The following is a 23,829-nucleotide window of genomic DNA, read 5'->3' as shown; positions in this document are numbered from 1 at the left end:
GAGGGGTGCCCGTTAGGGCGGGGTGAGGTCACACCCATGAATCCAACGCGCGTGTTACCTCACCCCGGCTTTGGCTTACGCCAAAACCTCCCCTCTCCTTATAAAGGAGAGGGGTGCCCGATAGCGTAGCGTGCCGTTGCATAGGGACTCGGTGAAGGTCTCCCGCCCAGGACGTTCTTCTTCCAAAGCTCGCCCAGGCTATAGTCCTCAAGCCACTCCTGCAAATCGTGCTTATTCAGCCTGCGAAGCAATGATTTCCCTTGATCGCGGTCTACAACAATCACATCACTCGCATCAAACTCATTCAGCAGTTCCACGGATTGGGTTGAAACAATCACCTGTCGATCGGTGGTACGTATTAATGATGCCAGGACAGTGATGGCATACCGATGGAGACCCAATTCTGGCTCATCAACTAGAATTGTTTCAGGTTGAAGCTCTTCCGGTTGCAGGAAAACGGTTGTCAGACACATGAAACGCAATGTGCCATCTGAAAGCAGATGCGCTTTGAACGGGATATCCTGCCCCTGCTCAAACCATTCCAGTTCAATAACCTCCTTATTTTGTGGGGAAGGACGCAGGTAAAAGTCTCCAAAGAAAGGGGCAACAAGCCGGATAGTTTTAACGATTTTCTGATAAGATGCCGGGTAGCCGTCACGCAAAAGATACAGAAAGGATGCAAGATTACGGGCATCAGGACGCAGGTAAGCATTGTCATTGATACCGTGCGGCTGTTTTATATAAGCACTGTCGCTGGTGTCATGAAAATGGTACACTCGCCACTGCTGCATGGCAGATAAAACATATTCGTTAATTCCTGTCCCGGTACCGACAAAAGCCTTTGTCTCGAAATGCCCCTTCCGTATTTCACGCTCACCACTCATGTTCCACCAGAAGGATTCCCTGGCGAACATCAGGCGATTGTCCTGGGTTGGTTCTAGCGTAGCGAAGTACCCGTTATTGCCGAAGTATAACTGAAACTCCAATTGTTCCGTTGTTTTTCGCCCAAAGTGTAATAGCGCATCGGGACTGCCCTGGCGGCTGACAAAAACTTGCAGGTTTTGCTCAAGCAACTGCTGTATCATGCGGAAGAAACCGATAAAATTGGATTTTCCCGCCCCATTAGCTCCAATCAAAACGTTAAGCCTGGAGAGTTCAAGGTCACACTCAGCAATAGACTTGAAACCTTTTAAAACTATTCTCGACAGTTGTTTGTCACTGTTCGTCCCCGTCATGGAAGAATCTCCCAATACCCAGGCTTTTTATCTGCTGGCTTCACGATTCCACCTGTAGCGCTTAAACGTTCTACATATCTTATTTCACTGCAGCACAGCTACTATTAGGCGCTGGCTGCTCACGCTGTGGGCCAGTCTTAGTAGGATCATAACCAACCAGCACCACCTGACCTTTTTCGTTATATATCCAACCCTGTGCTGGTATTATCTGTTTGACAGGTGGCTTTTGAGATGGCTGCTTTTGTCTTGTACTTGTTGAACTTACTTTAGTTGGGACAGGCTGAATTAAATCAACACGCACATTGTCACTACTGAGGATTTTATTTGGATCAGTTGGCAGTCCGCCGCGTCCGGTGATGGTGAAAGTGCTACCAAAACCTTTGATACACGGATTTAGAGCAACCTGCTGTGCCGGATCAACCACAGTTTCTGTTAATTCAAATAACCCTTGGGTAGGGTCAAGATCGATACTGGTGACCGTGACTGTTCCAGTAGCGACAATATCACTTTCTGACGTCTGTTGTGGCTGATACTGAATACCAAAAATTCCTCCTGGTTTTGATATATTCACTTGAACATTACTCCCCGCAGTACGCCCAAAGCCAGTAGCAGTGATATCACTATTTTCTTGAGGGAAGGCGACTAAAAGTTGAGTGTTGATGTTAATATTGCCGTCCCGTCCTGCACTTCCTGAAGTACCACTAATGGCGGATATGAGGCTATTACGGCGTAGTAGCAGTAAATCTCGTGCTTGCAGTATAATATCACCTCCAATACCGTTTGCAGAGTTAGCAGTGAGTTTCCCTTGATCATCAAGATTGATAGAATTAGCTATCACTGTTAGGTTGCCTGCATTACCGCTTCCCAGATTGCTTACGGTTCCTTCTGCCCCATTAAGGACATTGAAGCGTCCAGCAACAACTGTCAAATTTCCTCCATTTCCGACAGCCCCAGTTTCTACTGCACTAGATGCACGACTGGGAACGCCATTGCTACCGATTCCTTGAAATAAAGCAGTGTCGCTGGCTGTAATTGTGATCTTGCCTGCATCCCCTCGCCCACGACTGTTAGCAGCCAGTTGAGCACCTTTGGTGAGTGAAACTGATTCTGCTTTTATGGTGATGTCGCCGCCTTTTCCTTCTGCATTGGTATCTACTGCAGCAAACACGCCACTGGGAGAGCCTTTACTATTAACTCCATCAAAAACCGCATCGCGGGCATTGAGTGTAATATTGCCTGCGTTGCCTTTTTTCAGAGTACTTGTTACTAACTGAGCACCATTGGTGACTGAAAGCAACTCTGTTGCAATGTTTAAATCCCCTCCTTTCCCGAAAAAGTTAGAATCCACTGCACTAAATGCACCACTAGGAGAACCATCACGGCTACTAACTCCATCAAACGAGATTTTGTCCCTGGCTTGAATTCTTATATTACCTGCATCTCCTCGTCCAAAAGTGCTAGTAGTTAGTCTTGCACCATTGGTAACTAAAAGCGACCTTGTTGTGATATTTATGTTTCCACTTTTACCAATGGCGTCAGGAAAAGAAGTATTGCGAAACGGCTCAATGGTTATACTGAAGCGAACTTGCGGCTCAATTACGCCTTTTTGCACACCATTGACCTCTTGCCGTTCAATCTTGATACCACCACCTCCACCAACTACCCCAGAACCTACTGAACTGGATATGCCACTAGGAGAACCATCGCTACCAATTCCATCAAAAGAGATTGTATCGCTGGCTGTAATATTGACATTGCCTGCATTCCCTTTTCCTAACGTACTGGCAATGATTGCAGCACCATTAGTAACTGAAAGCGTTCCTGTCTGTAGCCTTATACTACCGCTATCACCCGTTGCTGTTGGCTGTACTGTACTAAATACACCACTGGGTGAACCATTGCTACCAACACCTTCAAATGAGACACTTCGGGAAGAGAAAATAGTGACATTGCCTGCATCCCCCAGTCCACGAGTGCTGGCATCAAGTCGAGCGCCATCTTTAAGGGAAAGTGAAGCCCCTTGGATGTTGATATTGCCACCTTTGCCCACTGCTCCTGCTTCCACAGTGCTGAAGATGTCCGCATTGACAAGCAAAACTGCATCGGACGCTCGCACTGACACATTGCCTGCATTTCCTTGTCCATAGGTGATGGTGCTCAACTGAGTGCCATCACTTAAAGAGAAGGAACCAGAGGAAATAGCAATATTTCCCCCATTGCCCGTCGCCCCTGTTCTCACATTGCTGAAAATCCCACTGCGAAATCCGTCCTTGACCCCGGCAATCGTCACAGGACCTGTGACATCAACAGTGACATTCCCTGCATTCCCCCTTCCAGCTGGTTGAGTGTCAGATGCTTGACCAACTATGGTTGCCAGCTGAGCACCATCTTTAAGAGATAGTGTTGCTGCCCTGATGTCGATATTGCCGCCTTTGCCCACACCACCTGCTTCCACAGTGCTGAAGATATAAGCAGTGTTTGCAAGCTCAACAGCACCTAACGCTCGTACCGACACATTGCCTGTATTTCCTAGTCCCAAGGTGCTGGCATTCAGTTGAGCACCATCGGTTAAAGACAAGGAACCAGTTGTAATATTGATGTTGCCACCATTGCCCACTCCTTGGGATCGCACATTATTGAATACATAGCTCCCTACAATTTTTATATTTCCTGTAGCATCCAGCGTAATATCTCCCGCCTGACTGCCAACTGTCCCCAAACCACTTCCTATTCCAGCCCTAAGAATACTTCCTCCCGAAATATCTAAATTGCGAGCATTGACTGCAATACTACCGCCTCCGCCTGAACTAACATCAACCCTCGCCTCATTCGTCAGCGATACATCACCTCTTTGGACTCCCACAGGAAAACTCAAACTTCCATCACTATTGAGTCCTACCGTCCCAGGAGCAGATAATCCTCCTAACTCAACTCGTCCTCCTGGTGCAAGCAAATCAGGACGATCTAAGATGACGTTACCACCTACCAATGCTAAAGTTTGTCCTTCAGGTACTTCAAGAATAGGATATTGAGTTGTCGTGGATTGAGTGGTGATATTTTTGAAATTCTCCCGATAGCTCAACCCAACCGGAGCAGTTATAGTTAACAATGGTGGTGCTTGCGGATTCGTCGCACTAAACTCAAATCCATTCTTAAATATCAAACTATTTGCCGTACTTCCCAAAAAAGAACCACCCACATCCAATCGGGCATTTGGTCCAAACAGAATTCCATTCGGGTTAATCAAAAATAGGTTCGCTTTGCCCAACACACCCAAAACACCCTGAATGTTCGAGATATTCCCCCCAGTCACTCTGGTGAGTATGTTTGCAATTCCTGCTGGATTGGAAAAATAAGCTCCTCTATTAGCATTTACATTAAATTCCTGAAAACTGTGAAACAGGTTGTCCCCACGAATTGCGCCTCCATCAATCCTGTCGCTAGGGGTGCCGTTAATTTGGACGTTGGGAGTAACTACTGAAGGTTGGGCACCGAGACTGTTATCAGGAGTGATTTGTGCTTTTGCTACGCTAAGATAGGTCAAGCTGAATACGGTTGCAAGGGGTAAGGTAAGGAAAAATAATGGGTGATGCACCGGTTTTATCCTCAGGATTTTACAAATATTGAATATGAGGTTGGAAAAAAGACTTTACAATAAGCAAAATGATGCCTCAGTAGTACTAATATCAGGTTTGTAGGCTCTTAATGCTTGTTTGTAATTTTTTGTGACAAAGTGTTGTCATACCACCCACGATTCGGGCTTTACCTCACCCCGGCTTTGGCTTACGCCAAAACCTCCCCTCTCCTTAATAAGGAGAGGGGTGCCCGTAAGGGCGGGGTGAGGTTCAGATCAGGGCGAAAATCATAACTAATTAACCGAACCAGATATTAAAAATCAATCTTTATTCCACAACAACTCCATCAAATACTCAGCGATTCGTTTGGCTGCACCTGGTTTACCCATTCGTCGTAGACCATTTTCTGCAATTGCTTGCAATTTGTCTGGGTTGGCAAACAGTGACTTCACCACCTTAGCAACTTCTGCTGGTTCTTCTACTAAAATCACAGATGACCCCAAGTGACGGCTTTGTGCTTCAGCAAAGGCATAGGTAAATTGGGGACCATGTCCTGGGATAGTAATCGCAGGTTTGCCTAAACCCACAAATTGCTCTGTTGCTGTCCCTGCCATTGCGATCGCCAAATCTCCCTGATCCAAACAGTCGTTATAAGCATTCTGCGATAAAATAAAGAATGCATTTTTTTGCTTAAATGTCAAGCAATCCTTGTCGGGGATTTTGATTGGAGGTTGAGCGTGGGGTTGCCAGCCTTGAGATTCGAGAATTAGGCGTATACTGTCAAAGTGTAAACTGGGGGCGATCGCACCCAAGAACACAACAGTTTCAGAACTATATCCCACAAACTTTTCCTCTTCCCAAAGCGCCATCAATGCAGAGACAGCAATCATCATTTGCTGCCAGTTAGCGTATGCTTCTGGCGGACGAGAACCGGGAAGCAGAGTAACAACTAAAGGTCGAGCTAATTCTTGCTTTTCTATATGAGCACCATAAAATCTTGGACGTGAAATTGTTGGTTCCAAAGCATCCATCATCGGGTTACCCAAATCAAAAGCCGGAATCGCCCACTTTTTCAATATCTCTGCTGTTAGCGAGTCTCTGGGAAACACAGCTTTGCAACGCTGCTGACTCATCAACCAACGTTCCCAAGGATGGTAAATTGAGCCAGAAAAACTTTCCCACCATGCTCCTTTCTTTTTACGTTTTAAGAAATTCACGTCATCTCGCACATAGTACTCAGATTTCGCTGTGCCTACAAAGCCGTAGTTAGCACCACTCAACCACGCAAAAACCAGTGGTACAATATCGCCCACTGCTAATATAGCTATCTTGTGGCCTGTTTTTTTCTGAGTATTTACCCAATGACGTATGGAGTTCATTTGACTGGCGGTGAGTTGTAACAAACCACCTTGTACATCGCGTACAAATTGGCGTCCATCCATGTAAATAAAACCGCCCGAAGGCATTGTGCGTACCGAACCGATGAGGCGAATATCCAACCCGTGGTAAGCGTATCCTTGTCCCACCAAGGGCAAAGCAAAGACTTCGGGTGGGTTGGGTTGTTGCTGAAGTTCTTGCAAAATACGGACTGCAATAATATCCTCGCCATGTCCGTTGCTTAAAACAAGTAACCGTAAGCCTGGAGTATTTTTTTCGATATCAGAGGTTAGCGATGATGGTGATAAATCACTCATGAGAAACAAAAACTTTAAAATAACTGTCGTTTGCCGCAAGAGGAATTGAATGGGGGTATAAATAAATCGGCGATGCAGCTGGAAGTTAGTACTGTCCCCATTACTAAACCTCAGTACGAAAGTACGAACTAACTCCCAGTTTATAAGGCTACTATCATTATGCGAGTTTCTTCTGCGGCAATTTTTACTCTAGTGACTTTGGCAGCTGGCAATGCTAATCAGCAAGCATTTGCTGCACCCTCTAATACTTCTGAGCAAGCTGATAAACCTGATAACGTAGTGGTGCCAGTGACTGAAGAAGCGCCAGCTAAGATAGAAACGATCGCACCCCCAGAGACAGTAGTCATTGGACAATTCTCTCAGAAATCTGGCAGCGTGCAAAGTACTACTGGTGGTAAACCGGTGGTGATAACTACTGAAAAGGAGGACCAGACAAGGGAAGTAACTTTTTCATCTGGCTCATCTGGCTCATCTGGCTCATCTCCAGCTAGTGGTAATAACTTAGGAGTCACTGCTGCACAAGTGAACATCGTCGGTGCGAATGAGGAATTGCAGCAGGCGATTCGCAGTGTCATCAACACTCAAGTTGGTGCACAAATTAGTCAAAGTCAGTTACAAAAAGATGTTAAAGCAATTTTGGAGACTGGTTTATTTACGGATGCTCGTGTTAATAGCCGTTCTACGCCCACTGGCTTAAATGTAGAGTACCAAGTACAACCAGTTGTTGTGCGTTCTCTACAACTTTCCGGGGCAAACGTGTTAACTTATGAAGTCGCCAGGGAACGCTTTCAACCTCAAATAGGAAAAGTCATCAGTCCCAGTGGTCTCAAACAAGTCGTCCAAGATATTAATAAATGGTACGCTGACAAAGGTTATAAAGTTGCAAGAGTTATATCGATTCGGCCCAGCGCTGAAGGAATCCTGACTTTGAATGTTGCTGAAGGTGTTGTCAACAATATCAAGTTTCGTTTTGTGAACGAAGAAGGCAAAACAGTTGATAGCAAGGATAAACCAGTCCAAGGACGTACAAAAACAGATTTCTTGCAGCAACAGCTGAAGTTTAAGCCAGGACAAGTTTATCAAGAAAACTTAGTCAAACAAGATTTACAGCAACTGTATAAGACAGGATTATTTCAGAATGTCAATGTTGCTTTTGAAGGAGATGCGACAAAACTGGATGTCGTTTACGAACTTAAGGAAATAGGGGCGCGTTCTATTAATTTGGGTGGTAATTATAACGCAGATCAAGGGATAGTTGGTACATTAACTTACCGAGATCAAAATGTTGGTGGCGTTAACGATATTTTCGGTTTTAATCTTGAAGTTGGTGCGCGTGACTTTCAATTTGATACTAAATTTACAAGTCCCTACCGGGAAACCAATCCAGACGCCTTTGGTTATAGTGTGAGTGCGTTCCGCAAGCGGGGACTTTCTGAAACTTTTGATGGTGACATCAAATTTGCAAATGGCGATAGAATCCGGGAAGGTCGAGTTGGGGGTGGTGTTAGCTTGCAGCGCCCGATTGATGGTTGGAATACTTCTTTAGGCTTAAACTATACTCGTGTTAGTCTTCGCGATCGCGATGGTAAAGTTACCCCAACTGATGAAAAGGGAAATCCTCTATCTTTTAGCGGGACTGGTATTGATGACCTGACAACTGTATCCTTAAGCGCCACCAAAGACAAGCGAGATAATCCCTTCAATCCAACCAATGGTTCTATTCTCAAACTCAGTGCCGAACAATCCATCCCTCTTGGGGAAGGACAAATTTCTATGAACCGCGTAAAGGCAGACTATAGCCAATTTATGCCCGTAAAGTTATTTGAATCCAAAAAACCACAAGTCTTCGCCTTGAATGTCCAAGCTGGTACTGTCCTTGGTGATTTACCACCTTATGAAAGTTTCAACTTAGGTGGTGTCAATTCAGTACGTGGTTATGGTGAGGGTGATGTTGCTAGTGGTCGCACTTATGTGTTGGCGTCGGCAGAATATCGCTTTCCGATTGTCCAAGCTTTGGGAGGTGTCTTCTTTGCTGACTTTGCCTCAGACTTAGGTTCTGGTGAGTCTGTGTTGGGTAACCCTGCAGGAGTTCGTGATAAACCTGGTACTGGTTTTGGTTACGGTGCTGGAGTCCGCTTTGACTCACCTCTAGGCTTAATTCGGGCTGACTTTGGGCTGAATGACCAGGGAGAAAGCCGCGTTCATTTTGGTATTGGTCAGCGCTTTTAAAAGTGGATAATTTTAAGTGATAAGGATACTATAAGGAATAACAAAAGAAAAATAAAACTGTTGTGTGGGTTAAGTATTGAACATGGTTTGATATTCCTCAAAATTCGGGTTAGACTCAGGAGTCAAAACCGGAACTTTTATAGTTCCCGGTTTTCTATAAAAAAAGCAGTACTAACATATTTACTAATCAGGACTCTCTATGCTAAGTACTAAAACATTGCAGAGTGGTAAGTACACCATTAACCAGGAAATCGGTCGAGGTGGCTTTGGCATTACGTTCAAAGCAACTCACAATTTCCTCAATCAGGTCGTGGTGATTAAAACTCTCAATGAAAAGCTGCGACAGCATCCTGATTATGTTAAGTTTGAGCGTCAATTTCAAGACGAAGCAAGACGATTAGCAACTTGTATCCATCCGAATATTGTCCGGGTAAGCGACTTTTTTGTCGAAGACAGACTACCCTACATGGTGATGGAATATATTCCTGGTGAAACTTTGGCTGAGGCATATGTCATGCCAGGGATACCTTTGCCAGAGGATAAAGCAATTCATTACATTAAGCAAATAGCAGGTGCGTTGCAGGTTGTACACCAAAATGGCTTGCTTCATAGGGATGTGAAACCAGATAATATCATTCTTCGTGAAGGAACGCAAGAGGTAATACTGATTGATTTTGGGATTGCACGGGAATTTCACAATGGTGTCAAGCAAACTCACACGGGTATTGTTTCTGAGGGTTATTCACCAATTGAGCAGTATCTGTCGCAAGCAACCCGCAGTCCTGCAACTGATGTTTATGGTTTAGCAGCAACACTGTATGCATTATTGACAGCACAAGTGCCTATACCAGCACTTCTGCGCGATCGCGAGCAAATGCCTTCCCCCCGAGACTTACAACCCCATTTGAGTGCTGCTGTCAATCAAGCAATCATTCGTGGTATGGCTACTGACGCTCGCTTTCGTCCGCAAACAGTAGCAGAGTGGTTACTGCTATTACCTGACACTCAAAGTGGTGTACACCAATTGCTTGTGACATCAGTAGTACCAACTATCAATTTATCTAATCAGCCATACCCAGATGTGCCAGATGTGCCAAATGTGCCAGATGTGCCAAATGTGCCACAACAAGTAGCATCTGTGAGCACGCCAACCGCACCACCTTCAGGTAATGCCATATTTAAAAAAATTACCTCATCACCTAAAGCACTGATAGCAACGGGTATAGCTCTTTTGGGTATTACAGGTGGTTTTGGTATCACAAGTTTGTTGACTAAAACTAGACCAAGCTCATCAGTTGCACAACCACAAACTGTTGTCGAAAAGAATGATCCTAACGAGGCGAAACCTACAGTCATCCTAACACCATCGCCTGTTATTAAAGAAACTAATACAACTCAACAAACTAGTACTCAACAGAAAGAAGATAATACTTCCTCGCAAGTGAAATCTGCATCTACTTCTACTTCAACACGCCGTCGGCGTATCCGTCGTGTTTCAGCTGACGATACTCCTGATAACAGCAATGTGACAAGACAATCTTATCGGAGATCCTATAGAAGGAATGTCACAAACGAATCGGACGATAACAGCAATGTGAGCAAAGAATCGTCCCAAACCGACTCCAGAAAATTCCAACGTCGCCGATACCGACAAGACTCACAACAGGAAGCTTCTGGATCTACTACTAAAACTGAGCCTAAGACTACTTCATCACCTTCACTGACAGAGCGACTACGAGCAATCCGCGAATCTCGCAAAACCTCCTCAGAATCTTCAGTAAATAACAGACCATCTTATCGTGGTGCGTCTGAATCATCGCAACCAGTCAACCAGTTAAAGAATTCTCCTGTTGTTGTACCAGAACAGCCATCTATTGCGCAACCAAAGCAATTTGATTCTCCTGATATTGTTGTTCCTACACAAGACAAGGCATTGGATAATTCAGAAACTGGTGATAATTAGCTCATAGGCTGCGGCGCATTCAACATGCGCTGCAAACTTGTGAAAGTAGTCCTTTATCATTTGTCATCCGAGTCGCATAATGCGATTGAGGTTATCCGCATTCACCCGCACCACGCGATCTAGATTTTTTACAAAGTCTTATCAGGAATTGAAACTCCACAACGATACAACTGATAAGGAACACCAATCCGATAGTGCTGCAAAGAATCTATAGTGCAAGTCATTTTCTGGGAAAGTGTTATCTGCTGCGGATAGTCTTTGCGTTTTCTACCTGGACCAACAAGCCATAAACTAAGATCAGTTGCAGTTGGTGGAGGAAGTTGGGAAAGTTTTTGCAAGACAGGAGCAAAGTCTGGTGATTGCTTGAAGAAAGCAACATCAGAGGAGGAATATTTTTCTGCTTCCCTAAGTGGTTCTAATGCTAAAGCGAAACTTAAGCCTAACGCCACATCTTGGTAATCTCTGTATCCCACTACCATCAAAAGAGGAATGGAAGGATTTTGATTCATATTTCGCGCCACTTGTTCCGGCTCAAATGGTTTTTGAAATACTAAGTTGAAAACAAGAAGAACACAACTAAAAAATCCGACGAATAAAATGATGAAACATGAAGACTTCTGATTGAAAATGAAATGTCTTCTTTTTTCTTTCTTGTTGATTTGAGCTAAACTTGCAGCAATTAGGGCACAAAAGCTGGGATAATAAACAAAGTGATAGCGGGGAACAGCAGTAATATCTTTTCCCAAGAAGTAGGCGATCGCAAAGAATTCCAATAACACGCACACAGAGAAACTAAGCAGCGTGAGTGTCACTAAATGCGTTGATTGTTTACACCATAGCTGCTTTAAACCTTTGTAAACTTGCCAACCCACCCAAATACCAAACAAAAGCATTAACAACCCAGATAAAACTACAATTGCAAGCAGTTGTTTTTCCACAGGAAGAGAAATCACCATCAGCAGCCAGGTAATCAGAGTTTGATAAACTGGGGAAATATTTTGCGGAGGGTCAAGCCAACTGGTTTCAGAACGGTTATAGTTATTCAAAACAACAGGTAACCAGGGCAAGAAGCTAACTGCAACAAAACTCACAGATACAATGAGTGCTAGCCAAATTTGGCGCTTGTTGAGAATACTTGCTCTTCGCCAACACATCAGCACTAGTAGCGTAGCAACTTGAGCAATAAAAGCAAGAATACAAAAGTAATGAACATAAAAACCAATACTGTTAATGATTGCCCATCCCAGCAAAACCCACAATCTCACTTTTTGCCGCTTTTCAATATCTTTGACAATTTGCACCAGTCCAAGTAAACCTAAAGTGATGAGGAACATCGGCAAAGTGTAATGTCTTGCTTCTTGGGAAAGGTAAACAGCCAGAGGGGAAACAGCCATAAAAACTGCTGCGATTATCCCGGCAGACCGAAAAAAGGCAATACGATTAACGTAGTAAATTGCTATAATTTCACACACACCAAAAAACGCTGCAGGCGATCGCAACTTCGCAACCCACACACTTCCCAAAGGACTCAACCACTTCAACCAACTGTACATCCCACAAAAAAACAGCGGCGGATGAGTAGACTGACTCGCAATATTCTTAGCAATTTCAGAACAACTCACCCCCGGTTGAAGAGTAAAAATCTCGCTAACGCGTTCTAGAGGTAACACCACTTCCATTGGCAAATCGTTGTAGGTTTTGCCCAAGCTGAAAATCGCAGTAATCACCTCATCCATCCACAGAGGTTTAAGATCCAAATTCCAAAAGCGTAAAATTGCACCGAGGGCGATCGCCCCAACCAAAGCCAGATAATGTAGATAAAATTTACGATTAGCCATTACTTCTAAAATTACAACCGCAGATGCACACGGATGCACGCAGAGAAAAATCTAAACATTATCTGCATTCGTCTGCTTCCATCTACGGTTCAAAATCTAAAATCTTATTAGGTTAAGACGCTTATATTAAAAATCAGTGCCTAAAGAATCTCAATCTATAGAATCTACATTACCTGTACCTTCCCCACAAGAGACAGGCATAGCAAATATCCGTAATACCCTGCGCCAAGGACAGCAGCGTATGGCTGACTGGAACTCGGGTTCACTAGCTGTGTCAGCAGTTCCTGGTGCTGGCAAATCTACCGGAATGGCTGCAGCAGCTGCAATTGCGATCGCCCATCAGTATGAACAATCTGCCCAATCACGTCGAAACATCCGTCGTCAACTGATTGTTGTTACTTTTACTCGCTCAGCTGCTGCTAATATTAAAATCAAAATCCGCGAATACTTAAAAGAATTATCAATACCCCAAACTGGCTTTAGTGTCAATACATTACATGGTCTGGCGTTGAACATAGCTAGCCGTTATCCTAATTTATCAGGTTTAGAATTAGATAACGTCACTTTAATTACACCAAATCAAAGTCATAGATTTATTCGGACTGCTGTAGAGCAATGGATTGCCACCGCTCCGGGGCGCTATTCTCGGTTATTAGAAGGTATTCAATTTGACGGCGAAGAAACAGAAAGACTGCGGCGACAGTCGGTATTGCGGACAGAAGTCTTGCCAGAACTAGCAACTATAGTTATTCATGAAGCAAAGAGTTCTGGTTTATTACCAGAAGATTTGCGTGAATTTAACAAACAAACCACTGGCAAACAAACCACAGACGAATATAACATCTTAAGTATTGCCGCTGGGTTGTACGAGCAATATCAGAATTTGATGCGTTCGCGTGAGTTCATTGACTACGACGACATGATTTTAGCCGCCCTGCGTGTTTTGGAAAACGACAACGCCCGGAGAATCGAGCAAAATCAAGTTTTCGCTGTCTTTGAAGACGAAGCTCAAGATTCGAGTCCCTTGCAAACAAAGCTATTAACAATTCTCGCCAAAGACGCCGATAATCTTGACGAACCACCAAATATGATTCGCGTTGGTGATCCAAACCAAGCGATTAACTCAACCTTCACCCCAGCCGATCCAATTTATTTTCGGCAATTTTGCAAAGATTGCGACGCCCAGCAACGATTAGTAACAATGGATCAAGCTGGTCGTAGCACGAAAATTATCATCGACGCCGCCAACTTTGTCTTAGAGTGGGTAAATAGTCTTTATGTAAAAACTACACAACAAGAGGAGAATAACAGGGAAACACAGATCAACAAAGAATTTTCCCAGACTCCTCCCACTCCTTTTCGTTTCCAAAGAATTCGCCCCGTTGAACCTAATCACCGTGAAGCTGATGTCAATCCCCAAGCTGTGGGACTAGGATTGGAACTGTACACACCGCGTGACATTCATCACACCGTCGAGTTGCTGTCCCAGAGGATTGTAGAGTTATTTTCTCAAGAACCCGACAATATTAGTGGAGCGATTTTAGTACGGGAACATCGTCAGGGACGGTGGTTGGCACAAGCGCTGAGTTCTGTGTGTAAAGAGCATAACATTCCTGTGTATGATGTGGGGGAGCGCGATCGCCATTCTCATGTACCAGAAGAAGTTTTAGCACTCTTACAATTTTGCGATCGCCCCCACTCTCCCGACTACCTCAAAAGAACATTAGAAGTTCTTCTACAACGGCGTTTGATTGAAACCCAGGATTTCAACGCCCTTGCAACTTTACCGGAAGAATTTTTGTATCCTAGTCCTTTAGCTTCACCTCAGCCACAACCAGTCCAAAAAGCTGCTCATCTTTGTCGAAGTTTACTTCGTGCTCGTTTAGAACTACCTTTGTACCAGTTAATTTCATTCATAGCCCTAACCTTAAAATATGAGCAAGCAGAACTCGCAACAGCCGACAAACTCGCAGAAAGAGTCATCCAGCAAATAGCTGGCAATACTTCGATGGGTTCAATGCTGAATGTATTGAGTGAAATCGTCAGTTCCGAACGCTTTGAACCAGTGGAAACAGAAGACTTAGAAAAACGATATACCCGTAACGGTCAACTGACAATCATCACCATGCATAAAGCAAAAGGGCTGGATTGGGACTACGTTTTCATGCCTTTTCTCCATGAAAACTTAATTCCTGGTAGATTTTGGGTTCCTCCTCAAAGCCAGTTTTTAGGTAACTTTACTTTATCAGAAGTTGCCCGCGCCCAAATTCGCGCTGCTCTCCACGGTCAATCTACCTTACCCAGCATCACCACAGCTTGGGAACAAGCAAAACACCTCAAAACAGCTGAAGAATACCGCTTACTCTATGTTGCTATGACACGAGCAAAGCGTCTGTTATGGATGTCTGCTGCAAAAAAAGCTCCTTTCACCTGGAGTAAACCAGAAAACTTACAAGAACAAACCCCTTGTCCGGTATTTCCAGCACTAAAGCGGCAGTTTCCCAAAAGTGTACGAAACTAGAACTTACGCATTGACAAATATCTGGTATTGTGCAGAGGTAGAAACACACGTAGGGTGGGCACTGCTACTAAAACCCTAATATAGTAGGCAGGATCTGACTGGCAGTGCCCACCCTACACTACTACACTTACACCCCTTTTATTTCAATGGAAAACATCGAGATACGTCCCGTCAAAGACAAACAAGAACTAGATGATATGTTCCACCAAAGGTGGCTTGTTTTGAGAGCACCTTTAGGAATGGACAAAGGAACAGAAAAAGACAAGCATGAAGATAGCGCTTTTCATCTAGTTGCTGTTTGTGATCATAAAGTCATTGGTTCAGCCAGACTGCGCTTACTATCAAAAGAATTGGGAAGTATTGCTTATCTCGCTGTCTTACCTGAGTTTCGCCGTCAAGGCATTGGTACAAAACTCATGGAAAAATTGATAGAAATAGCCCCAGAAAAAAATCTCAACACTTTGAGATTAATGTCACGAATTGGGGCTGTCAACTTTTACAAGCGACTAGGATTCTGCGAACTAGGGGAGCCATTTGATTATTTGAATGTGAGTCATATTTTTATGCAATACAAGCTGCAACAGTCTCAGAGAAAACCGAGAGATTAGCTACAGAGTATTTAACGAACAATGACTCTCTCTTGGCATTGCAAGAACCCCGCAGCACAACACTCTGACTCTCATTTTTCACAAGCTTAGCTTGGTAAGTGTCAAGAGAACAATCAGGTTTTTCAACAGTTAGTTCAGCTAGAATTGTAGTGTTATCTGAACTTTGCTCAATGATTCTGCCTGCAACTTTGTAATCAAACCAATCCCATCCATACTGGAGGATGAGTTCTCTTTCCAAAACCTGAATAGAAGTTGGCAGAATTCCCCAACCTCGATATACTTTATTCAAACAGTCGATATCACCAGTTCGCGTCAAAATTGAGCGAAACGAATCTTGATCGAGGGCACCATAGTATCTTCCTTCTGGCAAGTCTATTATTGTTGGTGCAAATCGATGTCCACCAAAGTGACTTGATTTCCAAATCCGAACATTGTCCAAGCACAAATTCTCAGACATCGCTACAGCTTGGGCATAAAAGGGATTACCATACCTAGCACAGCAAAGATCATGGCTACCGTGGGTACACACTAAAATATCCCTGGTTACACTGGTTTTCACTTCATAATTACTAGAGTGACCAGATAACCATTTTCTGATAACTCCTGCTGCTTGCTCAATATGTGCCAGATGAAACTCTTGTTTGTGGTATCCGTTACTAAGTCCTTCTTCTTTCTGATAAATTAATACAGTTGTACTGTCTACCTTATGTGAGAAGTTATTAGCAATCAAAAGGAATCTTACCGGAATTTTAGCCGACTTACACTTTTCAATTAAAAGCTTTAAGTTCTCTGGAACCCATTTAGAATTGAAGGCTTCTGATGTCCAGGGAGTTGGGCACTCAACCAATATGTAAGTCTCGTTATTGGTGGCGCTGCCAATAATGTCTTCTCCTATTTGGCGTGAATTATCAGAACAAAACAAAGTATTCATTTATGTCGTAGTAAGTGTTTTTTTGAGATTAATGAGGATATTACGTAGAGGTATGAACAAAAATGATGCCTTCAGTGACCAGGCTAGATAAAAGAGGAACAATATCAATTTCCCAATCATAATCTGGTAACCAATTGAGCACATCATTCCCTGTAAATATTTCTCCCGTGAATAAATTATCCACAAGAGAGAGAGGTACCCCTTTTAGAGATACTTCTTTTCCAGCTACAACAATTTTGTAGCCACTGCCATCAGGCAGTTCGGTAATTCTAAATCGCTGAAACTTGGCGCTTTTGAACTTGGTTTGTGTCCCTTGTTCAAAGATATTAAATCCAGCTTGATAAGGTAAAGAGTAGCGAGCGATCGCTTTGTCGAAGCTCTCGATATAACTGATATAATCATCAGAAAGATCGCTATGAGCAATATGTTTACTTAATTTTTCAATTAAGCTATCTACATAGCCCTGTGCAGCCGCTGTCTCTACACGTAATGGCAGACTTTTGCGCCATTCTTCCTGCTGACGCAGTTCGTTCACTATCCATTCCAGAAAATCAACACCCGTTTTGCAATGCACCCCTAAAGTCAAATGCAGTGATGGTTGATCAACAGCAACTGCATAATGCCAATGACCGCGAGGAATATAAAGAACATCTCCCGGTTTGAGAGTGCAAATTAAATAAGCTTCTTCTTCTGGAGGCGAGAAAGAAGATGATTTCTGTTCCGCTAAAGGATACTTTATAGTGTCACGAAATACATACCATTGCTTTGTACCATCTATTTGTAAAATAAAGACTTCATGGGTGTCATAGTGAGAAGAAAAACCCTGTCTTTTTGGCCAGGAACAATAGGCATTTACTTGTACGCCACATCCAAAATCATATTTGATTTGCTCGGCGAAAGTAGCCAGTTCTGGAATTAGCTTATGTACTCCGTTGAGGATTAGAGTTGCACCTTCTTGGCATCGCTGGATGATATTAGCATTTGCACTTTCATCCAAGACTTTTTCATCTAATGCTAAACGGAGGTGAGGGTATTTGAACTGATGAAAGTTCAAAAGATCTGTGAGTTTTTCCCAAGAAAACAAGTTAGCAAATTTCGTTTCGTCTCCACTAGAGATAAACACTGCTTCGCTTGTCCAATTCTTTTTGAAAAACTCTTCAACATTATATGGCTTTAGTATATCTCTAAACATGATTAATTTATAATCTTTCTCAATAAATTTACAAAAAAATAATGAAAATCAATTATAAATCGGAGTAGGGGTCTCATTGCACCTACTCCTTAGCGTTTAAATCTAGTGGGATAATTAGCAACTATTAGCTGCTCAAATCACTACCATCCGCATCAGTATTTAAGTCACTGCCATCCGCATCAGTATTTAACTGAGCAGTCGTATTTTTGCTGAGTGGCTGAGCCAATTCTTTGATTTCAACTTGAATTTTGCTGGAACGGGAATGCTTTTGAGCATTTTTTTCAAATTGATTTAACATGTTTCCTCTCCGAATGTCTTACTCAGGTATCCACCAAGTTTTAGTTCTTGATGAAAAGATCAAGAACTGAAACTTGGTATTCATCTTGAATGTAACTGAACTGGGCAACAAATGCAAGTTATTACCAACTAATATAGATAATACTAATACTTTCAAGCCCATACACCAGTAATTTTAAGCTTAACTGGTAGCTTAACTGGTATTTTACTAGGAAAATGTTGCCATAGCGACGATTCGCTTATATCTAGTTGTATAATTTAGAATAATAGATAATTTTTATTATTTGTCTTTAATAATACAATTTCTTGTTTTTTTTGTTATGAATGATACAATATCAAAAGAAAATGTGACAGAGATTTTGGTTAGGTAGAGTATAAACGTTACCCAACTTTTATATGAGCATAGATTTTTCCTCATCCTGGTTAATGGTACTAGCTGTTGTTGTTATCGTTTGATCGCAGCCCACGGAGCATTAGAAAGTGGACGTGAATTTAATTGATTCATTTCGAGTTGGAACTGTGCGATACGGCTTTAGCCGTTAAGCTTCGCTTATCGCAACGTTGGATCTTTGCTTCTGGTAATCGCACTTCCTACAGCGATCGCAAAAATCTGCTCAACATACGGTTTCAAGTCTTTTAGATTGCTGGGCTTGAGTCCTCCCATAGCGATGACTTGAGTAGAGGTATATTTCAGTTGTTCAGACAATTTTCTAATCAGTACATTTGGGTTCTTTCCAGCCGCTTGTTCACTCTAACCCGTATGACAACTGACTAAGCTCGCTCCCATATCTGCTAACTCCTGCGCTCTTTTAACTTTCCAGTCGTCATCCAGGCAAGCCATCATATCAAAGGAAACTCGCTTATGATCGGTGTTTGCACCATTAATCGCTTTAGTAATCGCTTCATTTGGAATGGAGGAATGCAGCAGAAGACAGAAACAAAACCGGCACATCAGCCGAAACTTTGAAACTTGGGTTTGTAGTCTCTAATCATAGAGCGAAAGCAAAACAGACAAAAACCGCGCTAGGGGCATTACCCTCAGTCGCGATTTGATTGATTCAATCTTCAAGGTGTTCTATGAAAGACATAAACAAACTATATCCTGCACTTAACAAAATCCTCAAGTCCCCGAAAGGAATTTTGTTGACTTTAACCTTAACGAGTCTGTTCTCAAGTGGACTCGGAGTGGTTGGAAACTATCCTGCTGCTGCTTCTGGGGAAGAGGAGCAGATACAGAGCAGTTATAGCAGCGTTCAAATATCCCAAACTACAAACCAGAACTCAAGCTACAGTACCATTCAAATATCCCAAACCACAAACCAGAACTCAAACGATCTGCCAAGACGGATAGAAAATGCAATTAAGCGTGATGCATCCAATCGTTCCGGCGTACCAATTCGTGAATTACAAATTACCGAAGCTACAGCAAAAACCTTCAGTAATCCTTGCATCTTCAAATTTGGAGAAGTGTGTACCAGGGAATTCAACCCTATTAAAGGTTGGGAAGTGGTTGTTCGCGTGGGAGATAATTCTTGGACTTACCACGTTAGCGAATCCGGCTCACAACTGGTATTAGATCCAAAAGTGAGTACATCACAATCAAGCGCACTCCCAAAAGAAATCGAAGATACAATTTTACGGGATGCCTCCAAGCGTTCCAGAATACCAACTTCTAACCTAAAAGTTAGCAAAGCCATACCCAAAACCTTTGGTAATCCCTGCGAATTCAAATTTGGCGAAATTTGCACCAAAGAATATAACCCCATTAAAGGCTGGGAAGCTGTTATCCAAGTTGGCAGACAATCTTGGACATACCATGTCAACGAATCCGGTTCACAACTGGTATTAGATCCCAAAATCAGCGGGGGGCTTAAAAGTTAAATAAAAGGGTGGGCATTATGCCCACCCTACTCAATGTTTCAAGCCCCCAAATCGATGGGGATTCTTAACAGGGCAAACGCATCTTGTCAACAAGAGCCTCTAAATGTCAATAAACCCCAAACTAATCGCATTAATGCCCGTTTATTGACAATATGTTAAGCGATTGCGCGGAGCGCAGACGCCAAGGGCGTATCGCTTAACCCCTGAAAAACCAATCAAACAATAAATTCTTGTTTGTCCGTTAACACACTAATTAAGCTTTTTGTCAAGACTAATTAAGATGCGTTTGCCCTGGGATTCTTAATTTTGAACTTTGAATTTTGAATTTTGAATTGTTTTGACCTCAGCCTTTGGCGATGAGTTCAATAGTACGGTAGCTGCAAGTTCAGAAGTCTTCCATACAGAACTAAATAAGATATCAAGCACATCAGCCTGACGAGCAAGTTCAATCGCACGATGAGTGATGACATCACCAGGACTGAGAATGATGTTATCCTTGTGGTCAAGGATAATTCGATTCACTGGACGTCCCAAGGCTTGCTTCATCCGTTGTTCTTCTAGGACTTGAAGTGCATGTTTACGTAAATATTCAAACCTTTCTTTGAGCACTACTAACAGAGTACTTGCATTGTCCCGTATTTGAATGACACCATCCACGACGAGATCACTCGCCTCTGCAAATGTTTTGTTGGCATTGGCATAAGCGACTTCAGTTGAGGTTAAACCAACAGCATTGAGTAAAGTCTGCTCAAGTTGATAAGTCTGCGCCCGTTTGATCACCTCCGGCGTGACAATTTGTCCCGGCGCAGCTACGACTAATGCTTCATTAGTCTGAACGATATGATGTACACGCCGACCTAACGCTTGTTCAACCACATGACTTGCAAGGAAGTTATTTGTTAAGTTGCTCAACTCGGTTGATAAGCTACCTCCTGCTGCGCGAAACAGTTGATCCAGCACACCTTGACGCTCAGCTTCATCAGCAATCTCTAATGTGACTAACTGACCTTGAGCAATCAGCAACGTTCCATCTGGTGCAATGACATCACACTCAAGTACTCTGTTAATGATAAGTGCCTTCTGTTCTTCTGGATCAACCACTGCATTTGTTAACTTAGCAGCGGCGGTACGAGTCATTTCTCGTAGTTTTTCATTCGCAATGTCAGCACCCTGTTGTAACTTTTGACTGGTAGTGTCTGCAATTTCTTGGAATTGTGCGCTGGTTGTGTTGGCTGTCTGTTGTATCTTGCGGCTTAGCACCTCGACAACAGGACCTCCTGTTGCCCGGTAGAGTTGATCAAGCATACCAAGGCGCTCAGCCTCATGTGCAATCAAGAAGGTAACTGCCTGTCCCTGCATAACTAATAGTGTTCCATCCGCAGCAACCACATTTTGCTCTGCAACTTTACTAATCACGAAGGCTTTCTGTGCAGCCGGATCAACAATCGCATTCGTAATAGAGGTAACAGTTGCCTGATTAACATCTTGTAGTCGCTTACCAACAGCCTCTGTTGTTTCTTGCAATTTTTCTGTTGCAGTCTGAGTCGCTTCCTGAAGCTTCTGACCAGCTATAGCAGTCGTGACTTGCAAGCCATCACCAGCAGCCTGAACAGCCCCCTTAATACCGCCAACTTGCTCCTGCATCCATACGTCGGCTGTTTCTACTGGTACAAATGCCACATCTTCACCGATTTTCAGGGTTTGAGGAGCAGGAAGAAACGAGCGACCAGAGTAGGCATCTGCAAACAAACCGCCAGAGACTTCATAGCCTTCAACAGAGCCTGTCTGCTCGTCAAAGTAAAGGTCAACCATAGCACCTAGATCGCGCCCATTTACTGTGAAAATCCGGGTTGCCTTAAGCACATTATTGCGCTTCATTATCGCCCTGATTTCAGGCACAGCCCTGAGTTTCACAATCGCCTTTTTGGATGGTACAACGACTGCATTAGGACCAATTGCTTGTATACTAGTGAATGGAATGACGCGGGTAGCACGAAATAACCCTCCCTCATCCACAAGTAGTCCCAGAAGCGAATGGCTGTCTTGATCGAAAATTAAATCTTGAACCCGCTCAATTTGTTCTCCGGTGTCGTATGTAATGACAGCCTTACCGATTAAATCGATTCCTTTACGCATCTTCAAACCTCTTGGCACTTATTTGTTTATCATGTAAATTAGCAATACCAAACGTATTCGGCAGGCTACTCTTGTGAAACCTGACTTTCGTCTGCTCAACCAAGTTCTGAATATTAATGACACCAGAGTACTGAAGTACTCCTACTATTGCGATCGCAACAATAAAAACAGATAAGACGTATAAACTTGCGTTAGAACGCCGACCCACTAGTCTTGGCATGACATGGCTCCTTTGCTCCAAAATTCAAATCACAAAATAACTATCCACGTAAGAAAAACTCAGTGAGTTATGACAACTCCAATTCAACCGATTCAAAGCATCGAATGGCCTGTATAAAAAATCAACCACAATATCTCTCACCAACAGATGCATGTGTTGGTGAAAGTGTATTTTCTAACAGCAATAGATTATGGCTGGAACACTCTTAGACTCTACTGTTTTAGCCCGAGTATTTTAATTATTCAAACCCTCTGCCCTCGTTTATTTTTCATCTGTTTAAGTTTATCTTTCAGGTTCCACGTGACGAACGCGCGCCTCGGCTTGCTTAGCTTTCCCCTCCAGTTGGTTTTGTGTATTGCCAGTGATGTCACCTACAACTTCTTAAATTTTGCCCTCAATGTTCTTAGCTGTTGCTTTGATTCGGTTTTCTAAACCTATAACATTATTCCTTGCTCAAATACCAGACTCAAAACTGTTTGTTGTTTCGTCTGTTACTTAATCAAATCCTTAGGTGTTAGAATTTTACTGAGATTTCATTCGTAACAGTAACGACACTATATGTTAGTAATAGTAACTACGACTCTCTCCCAGGAAGGAGCTTTTGTTACATGCAGCCTATCTAGAGTCAAAGCCTGATTAAACTTAAGAAGTTGTGCTTTTTTAATGAAGTATTATATTTTTTTATTAAGATAAAAGTAGTTTTGAGAATTTCCCGGAATTTTCTTTTTAAAATTATTTTTACTAAAGTAAAATTGAAAACAATAGGGTGCAGCAAAAAAATGCTATGTTACACCGGACAATTCAACGGCAAGCTTTAACAAGCTTAGATAATAGATTTATAGCCCACAAAAAATTGGGATGAGCAACCAGTTTTTCAACCACAGTGTACTTTACGCTCAACAAATCTAGTACTCGACAAAGCTAAAATTACCAGATTAAGGCAAGCAAGGCAAGCGCAGGAAGCAAAAATCCTGGAACCAGCATTCACAAAGTGTTTTTGCAAAACAACAGACACTATTGCAGCATATCAATATATAGTTCTTCGTGGCAAACTCAGACTGTGTAGATAGCGCCAAGAACTTAACCACAACCCTACATACAGGCTTCTGCAAACCAGAAACCAACTTGTTTGCACACCATGACCATTCATTGATTTGACGAACTTAAAGCCGAAAACTATGGCAAATACACCTCGTCATCGTCCAGATCCACTTACCAAACTGGAGTCGGATAAGCATAAAAGCTACATTCCTTCGGAAGAAGTATCCGAATCTATTGAGTCAACAGATCAAGCAGAACCAATAGATCAGGCACAAGAAAATTGGTATTTCGGAACAGAAGAACTGTTAGATGCTTTACCTAGAGCCTGGACACGTTCTTCGCTGTACTTGTTATTAATCTTTGCAATTACTGTTTTACCTTGGGCGATGTTCTCAAAGGTGGATGAGACAGAAAGTGCTAGAGGACGTCTTGAACCTAAAGGTGCAACCCAAAAATTAGATAGTCCAG

At 42.9% G+C, this 23,829-nt stretch carries 16 protein-coding genes and 2 pseudogenes; 6 read left to right on the top strand and 12 right to left on the bottom strand.

What is annotated here, in order from left to right; all coding sequences use genetic code 11:
* Nucleotides 1-98: 98 nt before the first annotated feature.
* The 3 genes from AC5590_RS34030 to AC5590_RS34020 all read right to left on the bottom strand — a co-directional run bounded on the left by AC5590_RS34030 (nt 99) and on the right by AC5590_RS34020 (nt 6,504).
* Entirely contained in the window at nt 99-1,235 is a 1,137-nt protein-coding gene (locus AC5590_RS34030; protein WP_169267624.1) for an AAA family ATPase, read from the bottom strand.
* Between the two features lie 79 nt (nt 1,236-1,314).
* Nucleotides 1,315-4,830, bottom strand: coding sequence for a two-partner secretion domain-containing protein (locus AC5590_RS34025; RefSeq protein WP_169267623.1), 3,516 nt, complete (start codon nt 4,828-4,830; stop codon nt 1,315-1,317).
* A gap of 300 nt (nt 4,831-5,130) precedes the next feature.
* Complete coding sequence (locus AC5590_RS34020; protein WP_169267622.1) at nt 5,131-6,504, bottom strand: lipid-A-disaccharide synthase-related protein; 1,374 nt, start codon at nt 6,502-6,504, stop codon at nt 5,131-5,133.
* A 159-nt stretch (nt 6,505-6,663) separates the two neighbouring features.
* On the opposite strand from AC5590_RS34020, the gene AC5590_RS34015 reads away from it, so the two are divergent.
* Together AC5590_RS34015 and AC5590_RS34010 are read left to right on the top strand one after the other, a co-directional pair.
* Complete coding sequence (locus AC5590_RS34015; RefSeq protein WP_169267621.1) at nt 6,664-8,733, top strand: BamA/TamA family outer membrane protein; 2,070 nt, start codon at nt 6,664-6,666, stop codon at nt 8,731-8,733.
* Nucleotides 8,734-8,932: 199 nt separating this feature from the next.
* Complete coding sequence (locus AC5590_RS34010) at nt 8,933-10,696, top strand: serine/threonine protein kinase (protein ID WP_169267620.1); 1,764 nt, start codon at nt 8,933-8,935, stop codon at nt 10,694-10,696.
* A 128-nt stretch (nt 10,697-10,824) separates the two neighbouring features.
* On the opposite strand, the gene AC5590_RS34005 is transcribed toward AC5590_RS34010, so the two are convergent.
* Nucleotides 10,825-12,534: a glycosyltransferase family 39 protein gene (locus AC5590_RS34005; protein WP_169267619.1), complete on the bottom strand. Its 1,710-nt coding sequence runs from the start codon at nt 12,532-12,534 to the stop codon at nt 10,825-10,827.
* A gap of 136 nt (nt 12,535-12,670) precedes the next feature.
* Between AC5590_RS34005 and AC5590_RS34000 the strand changes: the two genes are divergently transcribed.
* Both AC5590_RS34000 and AC5590_RS33995 read left to right on the top strand, forming a co-directional pair.
* The gene (locus AC5590_RS34000) at nt 12,671-15,055 is read left to right on the top strand and encodes a UvrD-helicase domain-containing protein (protein ID WP_169267618.1); all 2,385 of its coding nucleotides are present in this window, start codon (nt 12,671-12,673) and stop codon (nt 15,053-15,055) included.
* A 146-nt stretch (nt 15,056-15,201) separates the two neighbouring features.
* Entirely contained in the window at nt 15,202-15,663 is a 462-nt protein-coding gene (locus AC5590_RS33995) for a GNAT family N-acetyltransferase (RefSeq protein WP_169267617.1), read from the top strand.
* Here AC5590_RS33995 and AC5590_RS33990 read toward each other — a convergent pair.
* The 5 genes from AC5590_RS33990 to AC5590_RS33970 all read right to left on the bottom strand — a co-directional run bounded on the left by AC5590_RS33990 (nt 15,617) and on the right by AC5590_RS33970 (nt 19,035).
* A complete protein-coding gene (locus AC5590_RS33990) occupies nt 15,617-16,594 on the bottom strand; it encodes a ferredoxin family protein (protein WP_169267616.1) in 978 nt (325 codons plus the stop codon). The genes AC5590_RS33995 and AC5590_RS33990 overlap by 47 nt on opposite strands.
* Before the next feature lie 40 nt (nt 16,595-16,634).
* Nucleotides 16,635-17,786 carry a cupin domain-containing protein gene (locus AC5590_RS33985; protein ID WP_169267615.1) on the bottom strand — a complete coding sequence of 384 codons (1,152 nt, stop codon included), beginning with the start codon at nt 17,784-17,786 and terminating at the stop codon, nt 16,635-16,637.
* Between the two features lie 124 nt (nt 17,787-17,910).
* A complete protein-coding gene (locus AC5590_RS33980) occupies nt 17,911-18,084 on the bottom strand; it encodes a hypothetical protein (RefSeq protein WP_169267614.1) in 174 nt (57 codons plus the stop codon).
* Between the two features lie 549 nt (nt 18,085-18,633).
* The gene (locus AC5590_RS33975; protein WP_169267613.1) at nt 18,634-18,789 is read right to left on the bottom strand and encodes a hypothetical protein; all 156 of its coding nucleotides are present in this window, start codon (nt 18,787-18,789) and stop codon (nt 18,634-18,636) included.
* A 45-nt stretch (nt 18,790-18,834) separates the two neighbouring features.
* Nucleotides 18,835-19,035 (bottom strand): beta/alpha barrel domain-containing protein, encoded by a 201-nt coding sequence (locus AC5590_RS33970; protein WP_169267612.1) that lies wholly within the window; start codon nt 19,033-19,035, stop codon nt 18,835-18,837.
* Nucleotides 19,036-19,160: 125 nt separating this feature from the next.
* On the opposite strand from AC5590_RS33970, the gene AC5590_RS33965 reads away from it, so the two are divergent.
* Entirely contained in the window at nt 19,161-19,964 is an 804-nt protein-coding gene (locus AC5590_RS33965) for a DUF8738 domain-containing protein (protein WP_169267611.1), read from the top strand.
* Between the two features lie 300 nt (nt 19,965-20,264).
* Here AC5590_RS33965 and AC5590_RS33960 read toward each other — a convergent pair whose 3' ends face one another.
* The 3 genes and pseudogenes from AC5590_RS33960 to AC5590_RS33950 form a co-directional block, all read right to left on the bottom strand.
* The gene (locus tag AC5590_RS33960) at nt 20,265-22,100 is read right to left on the bottom strand and encodes a PRC-barrel domain-containing protein (protein WP_169267610.1); all 1,836 of its coding nucleotides are present in this window, start codon (nt 22,098-22,100) and stop codon (nt 20,265-20,267) included.
* Nucleotides 22,093-22,320 carry a hypothetical protein gene (locus tag AC5590_RS33955; RefSeq protein ID WP_169267609.1) on the bottom strand — a complete coding sequence of 76 codons (228 nt, stop codon included), beginning with the start codon at nt 22,318-22,320 and terminating at the stop codon, nt 22,093-22,095. The genes AC5590_RS33960 and AC5590_RS33955 overlap by 8 nt, the downstream gene beginning before the upstream one ends.
* A gap of 282 nt (nt 22,321-22,602) precedes the next feature.
* Nucleotides 22,603-22,758 (bottom strand): annotated as a pseudogene (locus tag AC5590_RS33950) (CsbD family protein).
* Nucleotides 22,759-23,498: 740 nt separating this feature from the next.
* On the opposite strand from AC5590_RS33950, the pseudogene AC5590_RS33945 reads away from it, so the two are divergent.
* Nucleotides 23,499-23,829, top strand: a pseudogene (locus AC5590_RS33945) (HlyD family secretion protein); the annotation flags it as partial.

Source organism: Brasilonema octagenarum UFV-OR1, from assembly GCF_963888615.1.
In the GTDB taxonomy this organism is placed as follows: Bacteria; Cyanobacteriota; Cyanobacteriia; order Cyanobacteriales; family Nostocaceae; genus Brasilonema; species Brasilonema sennae.
The sequence above is the reverse complement of the archived record's forward strand: the minus strand, read 5'-3'. Positions and strand labels throughout refer to the sequence as shown.

What these genes read in the sequence shown, in the direction of transcription:
- AC5590_RS34030 (WP_169267624.1), bottom strand. Translation starts at nt 1,235, where the DNA reads ATGACGGGGACGAACAGTGACAAACAACTGTCGAGAATAGTTTTAAAA.
- AC5590_RS34020 (WP_169267622.1), bottom strand. Translation starts at nt 6,504, where the DNA reads ATGAGTGATTTATCACCATCATCGCTAACCTCTGATATCGAAAAAAAT.
- AC5590_RS34015 (WP_169267621.1), top strand. Translation starts at nt 6,664, where the DNA reads ATGCGAGTTTCTTCTGCGGCAATTTTTACTCTAGTGACTTTGGCAGCT.
- AC5590_RS34010 (WP_169267620.1), top strand. Translation starts at nt 8,933, where the DNA reads ATGCTAAGTACTAAAACATTGCAGAGTGGTAAGTACACCATTAACCAG.
- AC5590_RS34005 (WP_169267619.1), bottom strand. Translation starts at nt 12,534, where the DNA reads ATGGCTAATCGTAAATTTTATCTACATTATCTGGCTTTGGTTGGGGCG.
- AC5590_RS33995 (WP_169267617.1), top strand. Translation starts at nt 15,202, where the DNA reads ATGGAAAACATCGAGATACGTCCCGTCAAAGACAAACAAGAACTAGAT.
- AC5590_RS33990 (WP_169267616.1), bottom strand. Translation starts at nt 16,594, where the DNA reads ATGAATACTTTGTTTTGTTCTGATAATTCACGCCAAATAGGAGAAGAC.
- AC5590_RS33985 (WP_169267615.1), bottom strand. Translation starts at nt 17,786, where the DNA reads ATGTTTAGAGATATACTAAAGCCATATAATGTTGAAGAGTTTTTCAAA.
- AC5590_RS33980 (WP_169267614.1), bottom strand. Translation starts at nt 18,084, where the DNA reads ATGTTAAATCAATTTGAAAAAAATGCTCAAAAGCATTCCCGTTCCAGC.
- AC5590_RS33970 (WP_169267612.1), bottom strand. Translation starts at nt 19,035, where the DNA reads ATGTGCCGGTTTTGTTTCTGTCTTCTGCTGCATTCCTCCATTCCAAAT.
- AC5590_RS33965 (WP_169267611.1), top strand. Translation starts at nt 19,161, where the DNA reads ATGAAAGACATAAACAAACTATATCCTGCACTTAACAAAATCCTCAAG.
- AC5590_RS33960 (WP_169267610.1), bottom strand. Translation starts at nt 22,100, where the DNA reads ATGCGTAAAGGAATCGATTTAATCGGTAAGGCTGTCATTACATACGAC.
- AC5590_RS33955 (WP_169267609.1), bottom strand. Translation starts at nt 22,320, where the DNA reads ATGCCAAGACTAGTGGGTCGGCGTTCTAACGCAAGTTTATACGTCTTA.